Here is an 18,940-nt window from a genome sequence, read left to right as displayed (position 1 = left end):
GCGCCCGAGACCAGCGCGGAAGCATCACTTGCCCGTGGGCGCAGCGGGTTTGGCGGGCTCCGGCGGCGCATTGCCGGGGGCGATGCCCAGCTCCGCCAGCGGCTCCTTGGGGTCGCTCACGGCTGCCGCATTGGCCGCGTTGTTGCCGTCCTCGTCTTCACCGAGGGCGTTGATCACGGCGGCGGCAAGCACCACGAGCAGGAAGACGATGGCGAGGCCGGTCAGGCCGATACGAACGCGCTGCATCCGCCCCTCCCCTCGATCCCGACCAACATGGCGCGAATCTAACCCGCGAAGGTGGAATCTGGCAATGCGGGTTAACGCGTCAGCCGCGATGCGGGCTGAGCGCCAGCTTCCACCGGATCGCCGCACCGCGCAGCACGAACCCGGCCAGCGCACCGCCGAGCGCCGGAAGCGGGGCGGCCATGCCAAGGCCGGTAAGGCCGACGAACACCGCTGCGGCCATCAAAGCTGCGGTGACGTACAGTTCGTGCCGCAGCACGATCGACGGCACGCCCGCCGTCACGTCGCGGATGATCCCGCCCAGGCACGCGGTAATCACCCCCGCCGCCACTGCCGGCACCGGCCCGGTCCCGAACTGCATCGCCTTGCCCGCGCCATAGACCGCATAGGCCGCGAGCCCGCCGGCATCGAGCCACTCCAGCGCCCGCTCCGGCCACCACCGCACCGGCATCAGCCAGGACAGCACCGCGACGCCAAGGCAGATCAGCACCGGCGCGGCATCGTGCATCCAGAACACCGGTGCCCCGATCAGCAGGTCGCGCAAGGTGCCCCCGCCGGTCGCGGTGATCAGCGCGAAGAAACACGCGCCCACCACGTCCAGCCGCTTGCGCACCGCCGCCAGCGACCCCGAAGCCGCGAAGACGGACAGGCCGAGCAGATCCAGCCAGGGCAGCAGCGGCTGGATCGCCAGTGGCAGGGATGGGCTCACCCCAGCCAAGGCGGGACCGCCAGTCCCTTCTCGCGCAGCCATGCGGGATTGTAGAGCGTCGACAGATACCGCATCCCGCTGTCGCACAGCATGGTCACCACCGTCCTGCCCGGCCCGAGGTCACGGGCGAGCGCCACCGCCCCCGCGACGTTGATGCCGGAGGACAGGCCGAGGCACAGCCCCTCCTCGCCGAGCAGCCGATGGACCCATTCCAGCCCCTCCGCGTCGGAGACGCGATAGGCGCGGTCGATCGGCGCGCCCTCCAGATTGGCGGTGATCCGCCCCTGGCCGATCCCCTCGGCGACCGAGGTGCCTTCCGACGCCAGCTCGCCCGTCGTGTAGAAGCTGTAGAGCGCCGCGCCATGCGGGTCGGCGAGGCCGATGGCGACGCCCTCCCCCTTCTCCTTGAGGCCGAGGCCGACGCCCGCGATCGTGCCGCCGGTCCCCGCCGCGCAGATGAAGCCGTCGACCGCGCCGCCGGTCTGCGCCCAGATCTCCTCGGCGGTGGTGCGGATATGCGCCATGCGATTGGACAAATTGTCGAACTGGTTCGCCCAGATCGCGTTCGGCGTCTCCTCGGCGATCCGTCGGGAGGTGTGGACGAAATGCGCCGGGTTCGAATAGGCGGCCGCCGGGACCAGCACCAGCTCGGCGCCGAGCGCGCGGAGCGTGTCCTTCTTCTCCTGGCTCTGCGTCTCCGGCATGACGATGATCGTCTTGTAGCCCTTGGCATTGGCGACGAGCGCCAGGCCGATGCCGGTATTGCCCGCCGTACCCTCGACGATCGTGCCGCCCGGCTTCAGTGTGCCGTTCTCCTCGGCATCCTCGACGATGAACAGGGCCGCGCGGTCCTTCACCGATCCGCCCGGGTTCATGAACTCGCATTTGGCGAGGATCTCGCATCCGGTGGCAGCGCTCGGCCCTTCCAGGCGGACGAGCGGGGTGTTGCCGATCAGGGCGAGCGTTCCGGGTGCGGGATGTGGCATCGTGCGAGGGTTAGAGACGCACGCCGGGCCGGACAAGCAGCCTTCTCTTTACAACGACAAAGGGCCGCCCGGACGCAACAACTTGTCGCAGCGCAACTTTGTCACGAAACTTTCTTGAAATTTCCGTTGACCATCCGGTGGTGCACCGCGACAATCCTGTTCCTATGGTCAAGAATCTCACTTTCGCCGCCGCGATCGCGGCCTCCATCCTCCTCGCCGGCTGCGACAAGGCGGCCGCCCCCGCCGCATCGGGCAACCAGACCGATGCCGATGCGCTGGGGGAGAACTTCACCACCGCCGCCGACGTCAAGCTCCCGCCCGCGCTGAAGGCCAGCAAGACCTATCGTTGCGCCGACGCCAGCCTCGTCTTCGTCGACTTCTATACCGACGACACCAGCGCGGCGATCAAGACCGAGAAGGAAGGCGCCGCGACCCCGCTCACCGCCGCTGCCGCCGGTGGCCCGTTCACGGCGGAAGGCTTCTCGGTCAGCGGCTCCGGCACGCCGGTCGAGATCGCCGTCCCCGGCAAGAAGGCGCAGACCTGCAAGGCCTGATCCAACCCGTCTCACCATTCTGAAGGCCGGTGTCCGCAAGGATGCCGGCCTTTTCTGTTCCACGCTCGACAATCCCCGCAACCCGCCGCTGACAAGCCCGTCCGCCTCCGCTATCGCACCCGGCCATGAGCGAGATCACACCCGAAATCGTCGCCGAGCACGGCCTGTCCCCCGAAGAATATGAGCGTGTCCTCCACGCCATGGGACGCGAGCCGAACCTCACCGAACTCGGCATCTTTTCGGTCATGTGGTCGGAGCATTGCTCCTACAAGTCATCCCGCATCCACCTGAAGAAGCTGCCGACCGAAGGCCCGCAGGTCATCTGCGGCCCCGGCGAGAATGCCGGCGTGGTCGATATCGGCGACGGCCAGGCGGCGATCTTCAAGATGGAGTCGCACAACCACCCATCCTATATCGAACCGTACCAAGGTGCCGCGACCGGCGTCGGCGGCATCCTGCGCGATGTGTTCACCATGGGCGCGCGGCCCGTCGCCAACATGAACGCGCTCCGCTTCGGCCGGCCGGACCATCCCAAGATGCGCCACCTGATCGCCGGCGTGGTCCACGGCATCGGCGGCTACGGCAATTGCGTCGGCGTGCCGACCGTGGGTGGCGAGGTGAACTTCCACCCCGCCTATGACGGCAACATCCTCGTCAACGCGATGACGGTAGGCGTCGCCGACACCGACAAGATCTTCTATTCGGCCGCATCCGGCGTCGGGAATCCGATCGTCTATGTCGGCTCCAAGACCGGCCGCGACGGCATTCACGGGGCGACCATGGCCTCGGCCGATTTCGGCGAGGATGCTGACGAGAAGCGCCCCACCGTGCAGGTCGGCGATCCCTTCACCGAAAAGCTGCTGATCGAGGCCTGCCTCGAACTCATGTCCTCCGACGCGATCGTCGCCATCCAGGACATGGGGGCGGCCGGCCTCACCTCCTCCTCGGTCGAAATGGCGTCCAAGGGCGGCGTCGGCATCGAGCTGATCATGGACGACGTTCCGCAGCGCGAGACCGGCATGACCCCCTACGAGATGATGCTGAGCGAGAGCCAGGAGCGGATGCTCATGGTGCTGAAGCCCGGCCGCGAGGACTTCGCCAAGGCGATCTTCGACAAATGGGATCTCGACTTCGCCGTCATCGGCCATGTCACCGACACCGGCCGCATGGTGCTCAAGTGGAAGGGCGAGACCGTCGCCGACATTCCGCTCGCCCCCCTCGCCGACGAAGCCCCCATTTACGATCGCCCGCATGTCCCCACGCCGAAGCGCGAGGCCCTGGCCGACGTGCCGGAGAGCGCGGACCTCGCCGCCGACCTCCTCACCCTGATGAGCTCGCCGGACATCGCCAGCCGGCGGTGGATCTGGGAGCAGTACGACCACATGGTCGGCGCCGACACCGTCCAGCGGCCGGGCGGGGACGCCGCCGTCGTCCGCGTCCACGGGTCGGACAAGGCGCTCGCCATCACCACCGACTGCACCCCCCGCTACTGCTTTGCGGATCCGGTCGAGGGCGGCAAGCAGGCCATCGCCGAGGCGTGGCGCAACCTGACCGCGGTCGGTGCCACCCCCCTCGCCGTTACCAATTGCCTCAACTTCGCCAATCCGCAGCGGCCGGAGATCATGGGCCAGATCGTCGGCTGTCTGGAGGGCATGGGTGAGGCCTGCCGCGCGCTCGACTTCCCGATCGTCTCGGGCAACGTGTCGCTCTACAATGAGAGCAAGGCGACCGGCGGCGGCTCCGCGATCCTGCCGACGCCCGCGATCGGCGGCCTCGGCCTCATGCCGGACTGGTCGAAATCGGCGACCATCGCCTTCAAGGGCGCGGGCGACATCATCCTCCTCATCGGCGAGCGCAAGGGCCAGCTCGGCCAGTCGCTCTGGCTCCGCGAGGTCCACGGGCGCGAGGACGGCCCGCCCCCCGCCGTCGATCTCGCGGCCGAGAAGCGGGTGGGCGACTTCGTGCGCGACCACATCCGCTCCGGCGCGATCACCGCCATCCACGACGTGTCGGACGGCGGCGTCGCGGTGACCATCGCGGAGATGGCGCTCGCCAGCAATATCGGCGCGCTGATCGACGGGCCGGAGCCGTTCGGCACGGCGGGATCATGGTTCGCCGAGGACCAGGGCCTCTATGTCCTGACCGTGCAGGACGCGGCGTTGCTCGACATCCTCTCCGGCGCGCAGGCGGCGGGGATCGAGATCGAGCCGATCGGCCGCACCTGCGGCACGCGCCTGATCTTCGAGCTGTCGGACAGCGACCACGCCGTCGCCCTCGACGACCTCCGCCGCGCGCATGAGGCGTTCTTCCCCAGGCTGATGGGTGCCGAAGCCGCCTTGGCGTAAGAAAGGGCGGGAGCGGTCACCCAGGACTTGATCCGCGGTCGCGCTTCTTCTGTCCTACACGGCCGTTTTCTGGTTCATCCTACCGGATGACCATTCCGACCCAGAACCCGGGCATGTCCGCTCGCCGACGCAGATGCGCCGCGCGCCTGCCGCGTCGCTGCCGCGTCACCGCCGCTTACCCGCCGCTTCCCGGCTCGGGAGCCGCCACGAGCCGCAACTTACACAACTTAAGGCTCAGGCCGCCGCCATCTCCTTCAGCCGAATCGGGTCGGACAGCGTCACCCCTCGCCCACCCGGAAGCGCGATGACGCCCTCGTCCCTCAACCGTGTCATCTGCCGGCTCACGCTCTCGATGGTCGTCCCCAGCACGTCGGCGATCTCCTGCCGGGAAAGGGGCAGGTCGAATGTCACCGGCCCGCCCGGCGCAGCCCTGCACCCGCCACCGTCCGCCCGCTCCGCCATCTCCAGCAGGAAGGCGGCGACGCGCGAACCCGTCGATCCGCGCGAAAGGCTGAACATGCGCGACCGCGCGTCGCTTAGCGCCGCCAGCGTCCGCTGCAGCAGCAGCTTCTCCATGCCCGGGAACCGCGCCAGCGCCTCCTCGAACCCCGCCTGCGGGAACACGCACAGGGTGCAGTCGGACACCGCCCGCACCGTGAAGGGGGCGCTTCCGGCAAACGGCTCGCCCACGAAGTCGGACGGGTAGAGGAGGCCGACGATCTGCTCCCGCCCGTCCGCCGCCGCGCCGACCAGCTTCAGGACGCCCGACAGCACGTTGGCGCACAGCCGGCTCTCATCTTCCGCCCAGACCAGGGTCTCGCCGGCAGACAGCGCCCGCCGCTGCCCGAGCCGGTTCAGCGTCTGGAGTTCGCCGTCGCTCAGGCTTCCGCAAAGCGCGCGATCGCGGACGGCGCAATCGGCGCAGACATTGGTGCTCATGATCTCTCCATAGCCGAAATGCGCCGATTTGACCGCCGTCAAACGCAAGCGCCGCCGATCGGTGCAGATCAGGTCATCACTTCAACGGGAGACCTTCGATGCTCGGCTTCATCGGCGACCACTTCATCTACCTTCCCCTCCTCGCCTTCGGCGTCTTCGCCCTCACCCTTGGCGGTGCCGCCGTCGGCGACCGGCTCACGCATCCCTGATCAGGCGCTCCTCTCCAGCCTGACCTGCCCGCTGCCGGTGCACCCGGCAGCGGGCATTTTTTGCGATGCGGCACCACCGTCGAGGAACGGCGTCTTCGTTCAGCGGTTCATCGCTCGAACCGTTCAGTTCTAGGAGGTTGGCATGGCGACGACAGTAGCCGATCGTGACAGCAAGGGCCGTTTCAAGCGTACCGACGCCGGCAGCAACGGCACCAGCTTCGGCGCGCTCGCGGGTGCCGCCGGTGCGGGCGTGGCGCTGGGCGTGCTGGCGATGATCGGCCGCAAGGTCTTCGTCCAGGCGCCGACCGCGCTTGCCGGCGACTGGGACAAGGCGCTCGCTACCGAGCACGCGATGACGCTCAAGATCTTCGACGCGCTGGAAGCGACCGACGACAGCAGCACGATGAAGCGCTCCATCCTCCTCACTCAGCTGAAGCACGCGCTGGCCAAGCACGCGCTGGAGGAAGAGAACGCGGTCTACCCCGCTCTGCGCGACGCCGGGGAGAAGGAAGCGGCGGACGAGCTCAACCGCGATCACGGCTATGTTAAGCAGTATCTCTACGATCTGGAGAACATGCCGAACAACAGCCCCGCCTTCCTCGACAAAGTGCGCCAGTTCCGCACCGATATCGAGAAGCACATGAGGGAGGAGGAGGACAATCTCTTCCCGCTCCTCAAGCGCAAGCTGGACGAAGCGGCGAACAAGCAGCTGACCGCCGCGATGAACAAGGAAGGCTTCAAGCTCGCCTGAGCCTTGCCGCCGATCATGGATTGGCAACCCGTTCGTTCGCGCTTATGGGCGCGGGCGGGCGGGTTTTTCCCGTCCGTAGATCGCGCCGGTGCCCGAAAGGGCTTGAATGGGAACACGGTGAGGGCTCTCCGCCCGAATCCGAGGCTGTCCCTGCAACTGTAAGCGGCGAGCGCGATGCACGAGCGCCGGGCGGCAACGTCCGGGGCGGCCACTGGGGAAACCTGGGAAGGCGTGCATCAAGCTTCGACCCGCGAGCCAGGAGACCTGCCAGCGCACCGGTCGCTCTTGCCTTGGTCCAGGGGATGGTCACGGCACGGTACTCCTCCGTCTGAGCGACGAATCACGCGGCTGGGGCCGCGCGGTCGTGCGGTCGGCGGAGTGCCAAAGGCGCCCTCTCCACCCTCCGTCGATCGGCCAGGGCGTCCGCGCCCGGGTACGCCCCGCCACAAGAAGCTCAGGCGCCGGGGGGAATACCCATGTTGAAGTTCGGTTCCGCATCCCTGATCGCGCTGGCGATCGCATCGCCTGCCTTCGCGCAGAGCAGTGACGACGATATCGTCGTCACTGCCACCGGCATCGCCCAGTCGATCGACGAGGTCGGCCAGGCGATCACCGTCCTCGACGCGAACACCATCAACACACGGCAGAACATCAACGTCGCCGATCTGCTGCTCACCACGCCCGGCGTCCGCTTCAACCGCAGCGGCAGCAACGGCGCGGTCGGCCTGTCGCTGCGCGGCGCAGAGGTGACGCAGACCCTCGTCCTGATCGACGGCGTGAAGGTCAACGATCCCAGCGGCATCGGCGACCAGTTCGACTTCGGCAACCTGCTGATCGGCAACCTCCGCCGCGTCGAGGTGCTGCGGGGATCGAACTCGTTGCCCTATGGCAGCCAGGCGATCGGTGGTGTCGTCAACGTGATGACGGCCACGCCGCCCACGGACGGCCTCGCCGCCGATGCCTCGGCCGAATACGGGTACAGCGACACGGTCAACGCGAAGGCGGACGTGTCCGGCGGCAGCGGCATCGTCTCCGGCGGTGCCGGCATCGCCTATTTCGACACGGACGGCATCTCCACCGCCAGCAGCCGCCGTGGTGCTACCGAGAAGGACGGGTACAAGAACATCACCGCCAATGCCCGGCTGAAGGTCGCCTTCACTCAGGACCTCAGCCTCGACCTGCGCGGCTACTACATCCATGGCGACCTCGACTATGACAGCTTCTTCGGCGCGCCGGCGGACAGCACGGATGTCAGCAAGTCGGACCAGTATGTCGGCTATGCCGGGATCAACGCCGCCTTCCTGGACGGCCGCTTCAGCAACCGCCTCGCCGTCACCTACTACAAGCAGAACCGCGACTACTACTCCGTCCGCGGCACCGCCGCCGACTACGGCTACAAGGGCGAGAACGTCCGCTTCGAGTATCAGGGCGTGTTCCAGCCGATCGACCGCGCCAAGCTGATCTTCGGCTATGAACATGAGAAGCCGGAATACGACTTCTTCGGCTTCGGCTCGACCGCGTCTGAGAGCGCCGATCTCGACAGCGTCTATGGCCTCGCCGTGGTGGAGCCGCTCGACGGCCTCTCCATCACCGGCGGCGCGCGCTACACCGATCACAGCCAGTTCGGCGGCAAGACCACGCTCGGTGCCAACGCCAACTACACTCCCAACGGCGGCGACACCAACCTGCGGGTCGCCTATGGCGAAGGCTTCAAGGCGCCGTCGCTCTATCAACTCTACGACAGCTTCAGCGGCAATCCGGACCTCGTGCCGGAGAAGTCGAAGAGCTACGATGTCGGCTTCGATCAGAGCGCGCTCGAGGGGCGGGCCACGCTCTCCGTCACCGCCTTCCGCCGCGTGACCCGCGACCAGATCAACTACGACGTCACGCTGCCGCCCTTCGGTGGATACAACAACATCGAGAAAACCAAGACCAAGGGTGTCGAGGCGGCGGTGGCGCTGCGTCCTGTCGATGCGCTGACCGTCACGACCTCCTACTCGTACATCAACGCGCGGGACCGGTCGCCGGGCGCCAATTACGGCAACCGTCTGGCCCGTCGCGCCGCCAATGTGCTTAGCGTCTCGGCGGATTACGACTGGTCCTTCGGCCTGAAGACCGGCGGCACTGTGACAATGGTCAGCGACAGCTTCAACGATCCGGCCAACACCCGCGAACTCGACGGCTACGCGCTGGTCGCCCTGCGCGCGTCCCTGCCGGTCGGTGAGCATCTCGAACTCTACGGCCGCGTGGAGAACCTGGCCGACGCGCATTACGAGACCGTCTATGGCTACGGCAGCTACGGCCGTTCGGCCTATGCCGGCGTTCGCGTGAAGCTGTAACCTAGACCGTGCCGCGCCCTGCGCTCCTCCTCCTGATGCTCCTTGCGACAGGCGAGGCGCGCGGGGCGCAACCGCCCCGGCGGATCGTCTCCACGAACCTCTGCGCGGACCAGTACCTCCTCGCTCTCGCCGACCGCCGTCAGATCGCCGCCCTGACCATGAACGCGCGCGATCCTAGCATGTCGGCGGCAGCGGGCAGGGCGGCCGGGTTGCCGACGATCCGCGGCACGGCGGAGGATGTCCTGGCGCTCGATCCGGATCTGATCCTGACCATGACGGACGCGACCGGCGCCGCCTTCTCGGCTCTGGCGGGACGGCGCTACCGCACCCTGGCGGTGCCCCCGGCAAACAGCATCGCCGAGATCGAGGCGCAGATCGACGCCGTCGCCGCCGCGGTCGGCCATCCCGATCGCGGCAAGGCGTTGAAGGGAGCACTGGAGACGACACTGGTGTCGCTGCCGCGCCCCGGTCGGGGACGGGTCGCCGCCTATTATCAGCGCCGCGGGTTCCTGACCGGCCGGGGTACGCTGGTCGATGAGTTGATGACCCGCCTCGGCCTCGTCAACCTCGCGACGACGCTCGGCCGCCCCGCCCTCTCGCAACTTCCGCTGGAGCAGATCGTCGCCGCCCGGCCCGATGTCCTGATCGTCGATGAGGAGACGGTAAGAGCGTCGGATCAAGGCACCGAGATGCTCGGCCACCCCGCCCTTGCCGGCATCCCCCGGCTGACGATCCCCGGTGCCTGGACGATCTGCGGCGGACCGGCCTATGCGCGGGCGGCGGAAAGCCTCGCCCGGCAGCTGAAGGCCCTCCGCTGATGCGCGCGACCAAGCTCGCCTTCGTTCTCGTCGTCATCGTTGCCCTAGCGGCGACCGCATCGCTGCTGGTCGGGTCCGCCCCAATCGCGCCCGCCCGGTTGTTCGCCGCGCTTGCCGGGCGCGGCGACCACATCGCCACGGTCATCCTGTTCGACCTGCGCCTGCCCCGCACCGTGCTGGGCCTGCTGGTCGGTGCCATGCTGGGCCTCGCCGGCGCGGTGCTGCAGGGCTATCTCCGCAACCCGCTCGCCGAGCCGTCGGTACTCGGCGCCTCCAATGCCGCGGCCCTGGGCGCGGTGGCCGCGCTCTACTTCGGGCTGGCGGGATGGCACCCGGCGATGCTCCCGCTCCTCGCCGTCGCCACCTGCCTCGGGGCCCTCATCCTCCTCTTCGCCCTGGCGGGCCGCTCGGAAAGCCCCCTCACCCTCATCCTTGCCGGCATCGCCGTCTCCACTCTCGCGGGCGCCGGGATCAGCCTTGCGCTCAACCTTTCGCCGAACCCCTTCGCCGCGATGGAGATCATGTCCTGGCTGCTGGGCAGTATGGAGAACCGTTCGCTCGACCACGTCTGGATCGCCCTGCCCTGCGTACTCATCGGCTCCGCCCTCCTCCTCTGGGATGGCCATGCGCTCGACGCCCTGACGCTCGGCGAGGACGGAGCCCGCTCGCTGGGCGTCGATCTGTCGCGGACCCGCGCCCGCATTTTGGCCGGAATCGCGATCGGGGTCGGTGGCGCGGTGGCGGTATCGGGCGCCATAGGCTTCATCGGCCTGATCGTCCCGCATCTCGTCCGCCCGCTTACCGACCGCAGCCCCTCCGCCGCGCTGCTGCCTTCGATGCTGGCCGGCGCGGCGCTGCTCACCTGCGCCGACATCCTCGTTCGCGTGATCCCGACCACCAGCGAGCTGAAGCTCGGCGTGGTCACTGCCTTCCTTGGCGTGCCAATCTTTCTGGTCCACCTGCTTCGGGAGCGGCGGGCATGGTGACGATCGCCACCCAGGGTCTCGCCGTCCGCCTCGGCCGCCGCACCGTCCTGCAAGGCATCTCAGCGGCCTTCAGCCCCGGCACGCTGACCGGCATCATCGGACCGAACGGCGCGGGCAAGTCGACCCTGCTGCGCGCCATGTTGGGGCTGGTCCCCAGGGCGGTCGGAGAAGTGAGCATCGACGGCATCGACATCGCCGCCATGAGGCCGCGAGACATCGCCAAGTCGGTGGCCTACCTGCCGCAAGGCCAAACGCTGCACTGGCCGCTCACGGTCGAGCGGCTTGTCGCGCTCGGCCGCCTGCCCCATCTCGCTCCCCTGTCGCGGCTCGGCGCGGCAGATCATGGTGCCGTCAGCGGCGCGATGGAGCGGGCCGACATCGTCCATCTCGCGGGACGGATCGCCACGGAGCTCTCCGGCGGCGAGCGCGCCCGGGTGATGCTGGCGCGCGCCCTTGCCGCCGGCGCTCCGGGACTGGCGGTGGACGAACCCCTCGCCTCCCTCGACCCCGGCCATCAGATCGACGTGATGACCTTGCTGGCGGGGGAGGCGCGCGCGGGTTCACTGGTCGTCGCCGTCCTGCACGATCTCACCATGGCCGCGCGCTACTGCGATCGCCTGCTGCTCATCGACGGTGGCGCGCTCGTCGCGGACGGGTTGCCCGGCGACGTCCTGAACGAGGAGCGCCTGCGGCAGGTCTACGGCATCAACGCCAGGATCGAAGTGACCGCATCAGGCCCGATCATCGTACCAACGGATCGCTGGCGCAGCTGACCGGTCCCGCTTTCTAGAACTGCCAGCGGCCGCGCAGCCCATAGTTCCTGGGTTCGGCCACACCCCAGACGTTCGATGGCGTAAGCTCGCCGTTGTTCTCCGCCCCCAGATAGTACGTCTTGTCGGTAAGGTTCTGCACATAGGCAGCGACTTCCCAGCCTGCATCAGCCGTGTAGCCGAGGCTGGCGTTCACCTGCGTATAGGCGCTGCGCCGGGTCAGCCCGCGCCAGTCGAAGCTTTCGCGCCGATGCCCCTCGTACATCCAATCGGTCTGGAGCCAGGCCTCGCCAGCCCCAACCTGCCGGTGAAACGTGGCGGAGCCGCTGGTCGCCCAGGTCGGGTTGGGCAGGCCGCCGCAATCATGCCGGTCGCAGTCGCGGTCGCCTGTCTTGCGGGTGCGCGTCCATGCGCCGTTCGCCGCCAGGTCCAGCCATGAGGTGACCTTCGCGCTCAGCGATCCCTCCAGTCCCATGCCGTGGACCTTGCCGACGTTGATCACCTCGGTCGTGCGCGTCGCCGGATTGAAGTAGTTCGATTGAAGGTCGCGATAGACATAGTGGAAGAAGGCCACGTCAAACTGGAGCCTTCGTTCGAAGGCGGTGCCCTTGACGCCCAGCTCCTTGCTCCAGACGCTTTCCGGGTTGAACGGGTCCGGCGTCGTGCCGGCGGGCACGAGCGAGAAGTCCTCGATCGCGGTCGGTGCCCGGACGGTGAAGCTGCCGAACCCGCCTGCCTTGTAGCCGCGGGTCAGGCTGGCATAGACGGTGAACAGCGCGCTGGCTTCGTAACGGGCGTACAGACGCGGGGTGAGACCGGTCCAGCTCTTGCCCGCGGTCACCGGCCCGTCGGTGAAGTAGGTGAAGGTCCAGACATTCCCCAGCGTGCTGGTCGTCGGGAGCACGTCGAGCGAGAACCGCTTCCGATCCCAGGTGTAGCGCAGACCCGCGCCGGCAGTAAGCTTCGGCACGATCCGCAGGTTCACGTCCGCGAAGGCGGAAAGACCCAGGTTGCGGGAGGCGGCGTCGTTGATATCGATGAGGAGGTTGTCCGAAGCCGGAACATAGGCCTTCCCGTACAGGTCCTGCGTCATCTCCTCGCAACTGCCGTATTCATAGCCGGCCAGGCATACCGAGCTCTCGTCCGCCTCGTTCGTGAAGCGTGCGCGCACCTTTTCGTAATAGCCGGACAGGCCGGCTGACCAGGTGAGCGCGCGATTGTTCGGAGACACGAGGCGCAGATCCTGGCTCAGGTAATGGCTACGCTGGCGCTGGGAGTAGTTGCCGAGCCGGAGCGGCGTGCCGTCATAGTCTTCGAGGTAGTAGAAACGCGCACGGCGGTAGGCAGACAGTGAGGTGAAAGTCCCGATCCCGGTCGGAACGTCGACCTGGGCCGTCAGACTGGTGACGTCACCCTTGTCCTTCGGGTGCGTCAGATCCGTATCGACATCCCGTTTGCCGCCGCGAATGACGACATCTTCGCCCAATGCCTCGCCAATCTGGTCGAGCACCTCGCGATCCTCGTTCGAAGCGCGATACGGTGTGCCGTCGAGGCGCCGCCGCTCATGCTCCGCCCGTATCGTCAGGTCCGCCCCGTCCGTCTGGTGGCGGAAGGACAGGCGGAGCGCCTGCTTGTTGCCGCCCATCAGGCGATCGTTGCGGGATAGCGTGAAGGCGTTATCGACCCAGCCGTTATAATCGGTGGCATAGCCGGCCAAGCGAACCGCCGTGTCTGTGGCGAGCGGGAGGTTCAGCGCGAACTCACCCTCTTTCCGCGCATGGGAACCGAGGCTCACCGCCACCTTGCCCGCAACGGACCCGAGGACAGGCTTGTTGGTGGTGACGCTCATCGCACCAGAGATGGCATTGCGGCCGAACAGGAACCCCTGCGGACCCCGCAACGCCTCCGCATGATCGATGTCGTAGAGCGAGGTGACGGCGGCACCGGTGCGCCCCTGGTAAACCCCGTCTTTGAAGAAGCCGATCGACGGGTCTCCGCCGACGCCATAGTCGTTCGACACGATGCCGCGCACCGCAATCGAATCGATGTAGCTGTCTTCCGAGTTGCCGGAGAAGCCGGGTGTGAAGTTGACGAGATCCTTCACGTCATCCAGCCGCGCGCGATCGACGAACTGGCTGCCGATCGTGGTGATCGAGACAGGAACGTCCTGTACCCGCTCGCTGCGGCGCTGCGCCGTAACGACGATCTCGCCCTGCTCTGCCGCTGCTACCGCTTCCGCTTCCGCTTCCGCTTCCGCTTTGGCGGGCAGGCTTGCGAAGGAACTCGCAAGCAGGAGACCGGCGAGGAGCCGGAGGGCGCATCTGTCCGGGCGCATGGTCATGCGGCGCGCAGGCGTTCGATGATCTGGGTGAACTCGACGCTTAGAGCCTCGGCGCCGAGCCGGACCGTGCCGCCGATCTGGCGCGTGCGGTCCGCATGGCCCCGTACCCGATCGAGGGCTGAGGTGATCTCCGACACGGCGGCGTGCGTCTCCTCGGCATCCAGGCCGACGCGCTGGCTGGTCTGCAGGATCGCCTCGGCACTGTGATGGTGCCGATCGACGACTGACGAGGTGCTCTTGATCGTATCGTTCAGCTCGCCGAGCAGGTCGTGCAGGTTGGTGACGAGCGCCGTAATCGAGCGCGCGGCCGCTTCGACGGAGGCGACCCGCTCGTCGATGTCGTTCGTCGTCGCCTTGGTCTGAGCCGCGAGTCCCTTCACCTCCTGGGCGACGACCGTGAAACCTCGACCCGCCTCCCCGGAACGGGCCGCCTCGATGGTGGCGTTAAGCGCGAGAAGGTTAGTCTGTGCCGCAATCTGTCCGATGAGCGCGGAAGCGGCGTTGATCGACTCGATCTGCTGCAGCAGCGTCTGGTTTGCGTTCAGGGCCGAAGCCGATTCTCGATCCGTCTTGCGCATGGCGAACTCGGTGCGCTGCGCCTCCTCCTGGATACGGGCGGTCGCCGCGACTAGGTCACGTACGTTCGACTCAATCGTGTGGATCGCTTCGGCCGAGGCCTCGCTTCGGTCGCGGGCGCGGGATGCCTGTTCCGCCTGGTCCTGCAGCGCGTCGAAAGTGCCGGCGGCGCTGCCCTCCAGATCGTCCGCCTGACGAGACAAGTCCTGGACAAGGGTGCCGATCGACTGGGTGAGGGCATCGGCCACGTCGTGGGCAACCCTGCGCATTTGCTCCCTATGGCGTTCCTGCTCCTCATGCTCCCGCTTGCTCATCCGTTCGAGCGCGGCGCGCGCCGTCTCCGCCGCGGCAGCGGCCTCCTCCGCCTCCAACCGCGCATGTTCTGCGGCCGAATGGGCAGTCGCGCTCGCCGCCGCATGTTCCTCGGCGATCGCGCTGCGAAGGCGAAGCTTGGCTTCGGCAGCAATGAGCGCGCGGCTCAGGACGGTCGAGATAACGACGAAGGTCAGACCGGCAAGAACGAGCCAGGGAGCAAGGTCGCGGATGACGGCCCCACCGGTCCGAACCGCCGGCCAGGCGAGCTGGCCAAGCGATCTTCCAGCGGGATCCTGCAAGGCGAGGGTGGTCGATTCCCCATCCTGCCTCTGTCCCCAAACGACCTTGCCCAGCCGGAACGAGCGAGCCCAGCTTGCCAGCAACGGTCCATCGATCGGGCGGACGAGAACGACGTACCGGAGAGGGCCCGCCGGCACTCGCGCGGCGTGATCGAACGGGAGGATGGGAGCAGCCGCTAGGAGCGCCGGGGCGCCCCTATGCCAACCGAAGAACGGGTGGACCTTGTGACGGGCGATCTCGGCACCGTTTCGGGGCAGGCTCTTCAGGATGAAGTCGATCGCTTCAGGAGCTGAGCGCCTCAGCGTGTTGGCCGCGCCGTGATCCGGAATCCAGCCGTAGATTGTGCGGCCCTCCCCATCGATGACATAGAGCGGCGTGGCACCGCCGAAGTTGGAGGCGAGCCAGGCGCGGTCGATCTGCCCGTAGAGATGGGTGACGGCATCGTCCCAGTGCGCGTAATCGTTGGTGGCATCCGCCAGTGCCTGCTGCTCGCGGCTCAGGGCACCGCCGATCATGCGAGCCTTCTCGCTCTCGGCGTTACGGTCGATGCGCGCAGTGAGGACCAGGAGCAGGGCGATGCAGGTCGTTATGGCAAGCAGCGACAAGGCCACGAGCTGGACAAGGCTCGCCGGAACCTGGGCGCCGATTCTCTGCTTCCACGACATCGCCTGCCAGACCTCGCCTCGTTTCCGGGTCGGCGATGGTCCGTCGGGGGTTAATATCACGTTAGATCACGACCGCTCCGACGAGCGGCGAAAATGATAACGCCGCCGACCCTGTGGCCGACGGCGCCTCCGAATAGCGCGAGGTTATGCTTACTTCTCGCCGTTGTCCTTCACACCGACAACCGGCACGCTGATCGACTCCTTCTCGGTGGTCACCTTGGGGACATCGACGGTCGTGGAGGTCGTGCCGACGACCACTTCCTTCGAATCGACATCGACCTTCGGCAGTTCACCGCCGGAGACCTTCACGTCCGGAAGCGCACCTTCCTTGACATCCGCGCTCCAGAAGCCGGTCGCGAACAGGATCGCGGCGATGATCGCGGCGAGCACCACGATGATCGCTATGATCTTGCCAGCACCCATGCCCCGACGTTCGACGTAAACCGTGCCACGGTCGTCACGATAATCCGCCATGTTCCTCTCCTTTACCTGACGCCGATAAACGACGGAAAGGTCCGGATCGTTCCCCGGCCTTCACGATCGCAGGTCGATGACAGGGGAAGTGGCGGCGGCCCTGGCGTCAGAGCCAGCCCGCTTGATCGTCAACGCCAACCATCAGATACCGGGACTGAACAGCTAGGGCACCAGCACGGTGTCTAGGGCCTCGGCACCGGTCTCGGGATAGTCGAGCGTGTAGTGCAGCCCCCGGCTCTCCCTGCGGCTGAGCGCCGCCCGCACGATCAGGCTCGCGACCTCGATCAGGTTGCGCAGCTCGATCAGGTCGCTGGTGACCCGGTAATTGCCGTAATACTCCTCGACCTCCTGACGCAGCAGGGCAACGCGATGCTGCGCGCGCTCCAGCCGCTTGGTCGTCCTGACGATCCCGACATAGTCCCACATGAAGCGGCGGATCTCGCGCCAGTTGTGCTGGACGACGATGTCCTCGTCCGAGTCGGTGACGCGGCTTTCGTCCCATTCGCGAATGCTCGGCGGCGCGGGCATCGTATCCCAGTTCGCCTTGATGTGGTTCGCCGCCGCATCCCCGAACACGAAGCATTCGAGCAGCGAGTTGGAGGCGAGGCGATTGGCACCGTGCAGCCCGGATTGCGTCACCTCGCCCGCGGCATAAAGCCCCGGCAGGTCGGTCCGCCCATCTAGGTCGATCATCACGCCACCACAGGTATAGTGCATGGCGGGCACCACCGGAATCGGCTCCCGCGTGATGTCGATGCCGAGGCCGAGCAGCTTAGCGTGGATGTTCGGGAAGTGGTGCTTCACGAAGTCCGGCGGCTGATGGCTGATGTCGAGATGGACGTAGTCGAGGCCCAGCCGCTTGATCTCATAATCGATCGCCCGCGCGACGATATCGCGCGGCGCAAGCTCGGCGCGCGCGTCGAAGCGCGGCATGAACCGCTCGCCCGTGGTCGGCAGCCTCAGCTGCCCGCCCTCCCCGCGCATCGCCTCGGTGATGAGGAAGTTCTTGACCTCCAGATTGTAGAGGCAGGTCGGGTGGAACTGGTTGAACTCCATGTTCGACACCCGGCACCCCGCCCGCCAGGCCATCGCGATGCCGTCGCCAGAAGCGCCGCGCGGCGCGGTGGAAAACTGGTAGACCCGACCCGCCCCGCCGGTAGCCAGGATGGTCGCGCGGGCGGTGAACAGCGCGACCTTCCCTGTCGGTCGGTGCAGCGCGTAGACGCCCCAGACATGCCCGTCGCCGGAATAGCGCTGGCCGTGACGGCTGGTGACGAGGTCGATGGCCGCCATTTCCGTGACGAGGTTGATGTTGGGATGCGCGGCGGCGGCCCGTTCCAGCGCCTGCTGAACCGCCCAGCCGGTCGCGTCGTTGACGTGGACGATGCGGCGATGGCTATGCCCGCCCTCCCGCGTCAGGTGCCAGCGATCATGGCCTTCGCCTTCCGTTGGGTTGAACGGCACGCCCAGTTCGGCCAGCCGCTCGATCGCCTTGGGTGCGTTCTCGACGACGAACTCGACGGTCCTGCGGTCGTTCAGCCCCGCCCCTGCGACGATGGTGTCCTCGATATGGCTCTCGAACGTATCGCCCGCCTCCAGGACAGCAGCGATCCCGCCCTGCGCATGGGCCGTCGATCCATCGGACAGCCCGCCCTTGGCGAGCACCGCGACCCGGAAGCGGTCGGCAAGATTGAGCGCTGCCGTAAGGCCGGCTGCCCCGGACCCTATGATGATGACGTCGTAACGATGGTCGGCCATCCCCCGCGTCTAGCGGTCTGCCGTCGTGGCGTCATCCCTCAGGCGCTCCGGCTCTATTGAGAACCGATCGCATCTCCGCTACGCCGGACGAGCAATTCCGGAGGACGCCATGAAGACGCTCGCACTCGCCTCGCTGCTCGCCGCCATGCCGATGATGGCGCAGGCCCATGAGGTCTGGGTCGAACGCGACGGCGCCGGCCCCGCACGCATCTACTTGGGCGAACCTGCCAAGACGCTCCCCGCCGGTGGCGATCCGGAGTTCGAAAAGCTGAAGGCACCCAAGCTCGTCCCCGCGTCCAGCGCATCGCAGACCCGAAAGGCCGGCTTTATAGAAGTCGCCGCACCCGCAGGCGACGTCCGCGTCACCGACGACAGCGTGTTCGAGCCCTGGGGCGAGGACGGCAAGATGGAGGCGGTGATCTACTACGCTCGTGCCGGCCGTGCCGATGCGCGCATCGCGATGCCGCTGGAGATCGCACCGACGGCCGCGAACGGCGGCAGCTTCGCCTTGATGAAGGACGGCAAGCCGGTTCCGTCCGCCAAGATCACCGTCATCACGCCAGACAAGTGGTCGAAGGCCTTCACCGCCGACGCGAGCGGCACCGTCGCGCCCAAGCTGAGCGAAAAGGGCCGCTACATCCTGACGGCCACCCATGAGGAGACCGGCGACCTGGCCTACAAGGGCGGTAAGGTCGCCAAGCTCTACCACATCGCGACGACGACGTTCGTGAACGAGTAGTTCGGGCGGACGGCCGCCTCGTTCACCCGATCACCCGGGCTCGGCTTGCAGGAGCAGCGACGACCGTGATGTCTGCCCAGATTACCAGCTTTCGCTTCACCTGATTTGGGGCCATGCGCCGGC

At 67.3% G+C, this 18,940-nt stretch carries 16 protein-coding genes and 1 riboswitch; of the genes, 8 read left to right on the top strand and 8 right to left on the bottom strand.

The features are described 5' to 3' along the window. Positions 1 to 24: 24 nt before the first annotated feature. The 3 genes from ACM608_RS01560 to ACM608_RS01550 all read right to left on the bottom strand — a co-directional run bounded on the left by ACM608_RS01560 (position 25) and on the right by ACM608_RS01550 (position 1,938). Complete coding sequence (locus ACM608_RS01560; protein WP_419681239.1) at positions 25 to 246, bottom strand: hypothetical protein; 222 nt, start codon at positions 244 to 246, stop codon at positions 25 to 27. Positions 247 to 325: 79 nt separating this feature from the next. Next, a complete protein-coding gene (locus ACM608_RS01555; protein ID WP_419681237.1) occupies positions 326 to 952 on the bottom strand; it encodes a trimeric intracellular cation channel family protein in 627 nt (208 codons plus the stop codon). Then, complete coding sequence (locus ACM608_RS01550; protein ID WP_419681235.1) at positions 949 to 1,938, bottom strand: cysteine synthase A; 990 nt, start codon at positions 1,936 to 1,938, stop codon at positions 949 to 951. Before ACM608_RS01550 ends, ACM608_RS01555 begins: the two co-directional genes overlap by 4 nt. Positions 1,939 to 2,102: 164 nt before the next feature. On the opposite strand from ACM608_RS01550, the gene ACM608_RS01545 reads away from it, so the two are divergent. Beyond that, entirely contained in the window at positions 2,103 to 2,492 is a 390-nt protein-coding gene (locus ACM608_RS01545) for a hypothetical protein (RefSeq protein WP_419681233.1), read from the top strand. Between the two features lie 125 nt (positions 2,493 to 2,617). Continuing rightward, entirely contained in the window at positions 2,618 to 4,837 is a 2,220-nt protein-coding gene (gene purL, locus ACM608_RS01540) for a phosphoribosylformylglycinamidine synthase subunit PurL (protein ID WP_419681232.1), read from the top strand. Positions 4,838 to 5,071: 234 nt separating this feature from the next. Here purL and ACM608_RS01535 read toward each other — a convergent pair whose 3' ends face one another. Next, positions 5,072 to 5,824: a Crp/Fnr family transcriptional regulator gene (locus ACM608_RS01535; protein ID WP_419681230.1), complete on the bottom strand. Its 753-nt coding sequence runs from the start codon at positions 5,822 to 5,824 to the stop codon at positions 5,072 to 5,074. A gap of 303 nt (positions 5,825 to 6,127) precedes the next feature. Here ACM608_RS01535 and ACM608_RS01530 point away from each other — a divergent pair, with 303 nt between their 5' ends. The 5 genes from ACM608_RS01530 (at position 6,128) to ACM608_RS01510 (ending at position 11,652) form a co-directional block, all read left to right on the top strand. Further along, positions 6,128 to 6,736 carry a hemerythrin domain-containing protein gene (locus ACM608_RS01530; protein ID WP_419681228.1) on the top strand — a complete coding sequence of 203 codons (609 nt, stop codon included), beginning with the start codon at positions 6,128 to 6,130 and terminating at the stop codon, positions 6,734 to 6,736. Positions 6,737 to 6,805: 69 nt separating this feature from the next. After that, positions 6,806 to 7,023: riboswitch (cobalamin riboswitch) on the top strand. A 189-nt stretch (positions 7,024 to 7,212) separates the two neighbouring features. Next, positions 7,213 to 9,075, top strand: a complete 1,863-nt coding sequence (locus ACM608_RS01525) for a TonB-dependent receptor plug domain-containing protein (protein ID WP_419681226.1) — start codon at positions 7,213 to 7,215, stop codon at positions 9,073 to 9,075. A gap of 8 nt (positions 9,076 to 9,083) precedes the next feature. Beyond that, complete coding sequence (locus ACM608_RS01520; protein ID WP_419681225.1) at positions 9,084 to 9,893, top strand: ABC transporter substrate-binding protein; 810 nt, start codon at positions 9,084 to 9,086, stop codon at positions 9,891 to 9,893. After that, complete coding sequence (locus ACM608_RS01515) at positions 9,893 to 10,879, top strand: FecCD family ABC transporter permease (protein ID WP_419681223.1); 987 nt, start codon at positions 9,893 to 9,895, stop codon at positions 10,877 to 10,879. Before ACM608_RS01520 ends, ACM608_RS01515 begins: the two co-directional genes overlap by 1 nt. Continuing rightward, positions 10,873 to 11,652: an ABC transporter ATP-binding protein gene (locus ACM608_RS01510; protein ID WP_419681221.1), complete on the top strand. Its 780-nt coding sequence runs from the start codon at positions 10,873 to 10,875 to the stop codon at positions 11,650 to 11,652. The genes ACM608_RS01515 and ACM608_RS01510 overlap by 7 nt, the downstream gene beginning before the upstream one ends. A 13-nt stretch (positions 11,653 to 11,665) precedes the next feature. On the opposite strand, the gene ACM608_RS01505 is transcribed toward ACM608_RS01510, so the two are convergent. The 4 genes from ACM608_RS01505 to nadB form a co-directional block, all read right to left on the bottom strand. Further along, positions 11,666 to 13,990, bottom strand: coding sequence for a TonB-dependent receptor (locus ACM608_RS01505; protein WP_419681219.1), 2,325 nt, complete (start codon positions 13,988 to 13,990; stop codon positions 11,666 to 11,668). After that, the gene (locus tag ACM608_RS01500; protein WP_419681217.1) at positions 13,987 to 15,786 is read right to left on the bottom strand and encodes a methyl-accepting chemotaxis protein; all 1,800 of its coding nucleotides are present in this window, start codon (positions 15,784 to 15,786) and stop codon (positions 13,987 to 13,989) included. The genes ACM608_RS01505 and ACM608_RS01500 overlap by 4 nt, the downstream gene beginning before the upstream one ends. A gap of 210 nt (positions 15,787 to 15,996) precedes the next feature. After that, positions 15,997 to 16,320, bottom strand: a complete 324-nt coding sequence (locus tag ACM608_RS01495) for a hypothetical protein (protein ID WP_419681215.1) — start codon at positions 16,318 to 16,320, stop codon at positions 15,997 to 15,999. 162 nt (positions 16,321 to 16,482) lie between these two features. Then, positions 16,483 to 18,078 carry an L-aspartate oxidase gene (gene nadB / locus ACM608_RS01490; RefSeq protein WP_419681213.1) on the bottom strand — a complete coding sequence of 532 codons (1,596 nt, stop codon included), beginning with the start codon at positions 18,076 to 18,078 and terminating at the stop codon, positions 16,483 to 16,485. A gap of 109 nt (positions 18,079 to 18,187) precedes the next feature. On the opposite strand from nadB, the gene ACM608_RS01485 reads away from it, so the two are divergent. Continuing rightward, positions 18,188 to 18,817 (top strand): DUF4198 domain-containing protein, encoded by a 630-nt coding sequence (locus ACM608_RS01485; RefSeq protein WP_419681212.1) that lies wholly within the window; start codon positions 18,188 to 18,190, stop codon positions 18,815 to 18,817. The last annotated feature ends 123 nt before the right edge of the window (positions 18,818 to 18,940 follow it).

This window comes from Sphingomonas sp. ID0503 (assembly GCF_048565625.1).
GTDB lineage: Bacteria > Pseudomonadota > Alphaproteobacteria > Sphingomonadales > Sphingomonadaceae > JBLZUR01.
This window is presented reverse-complemented; position numbering and strand designations above follow the sequence as displayed.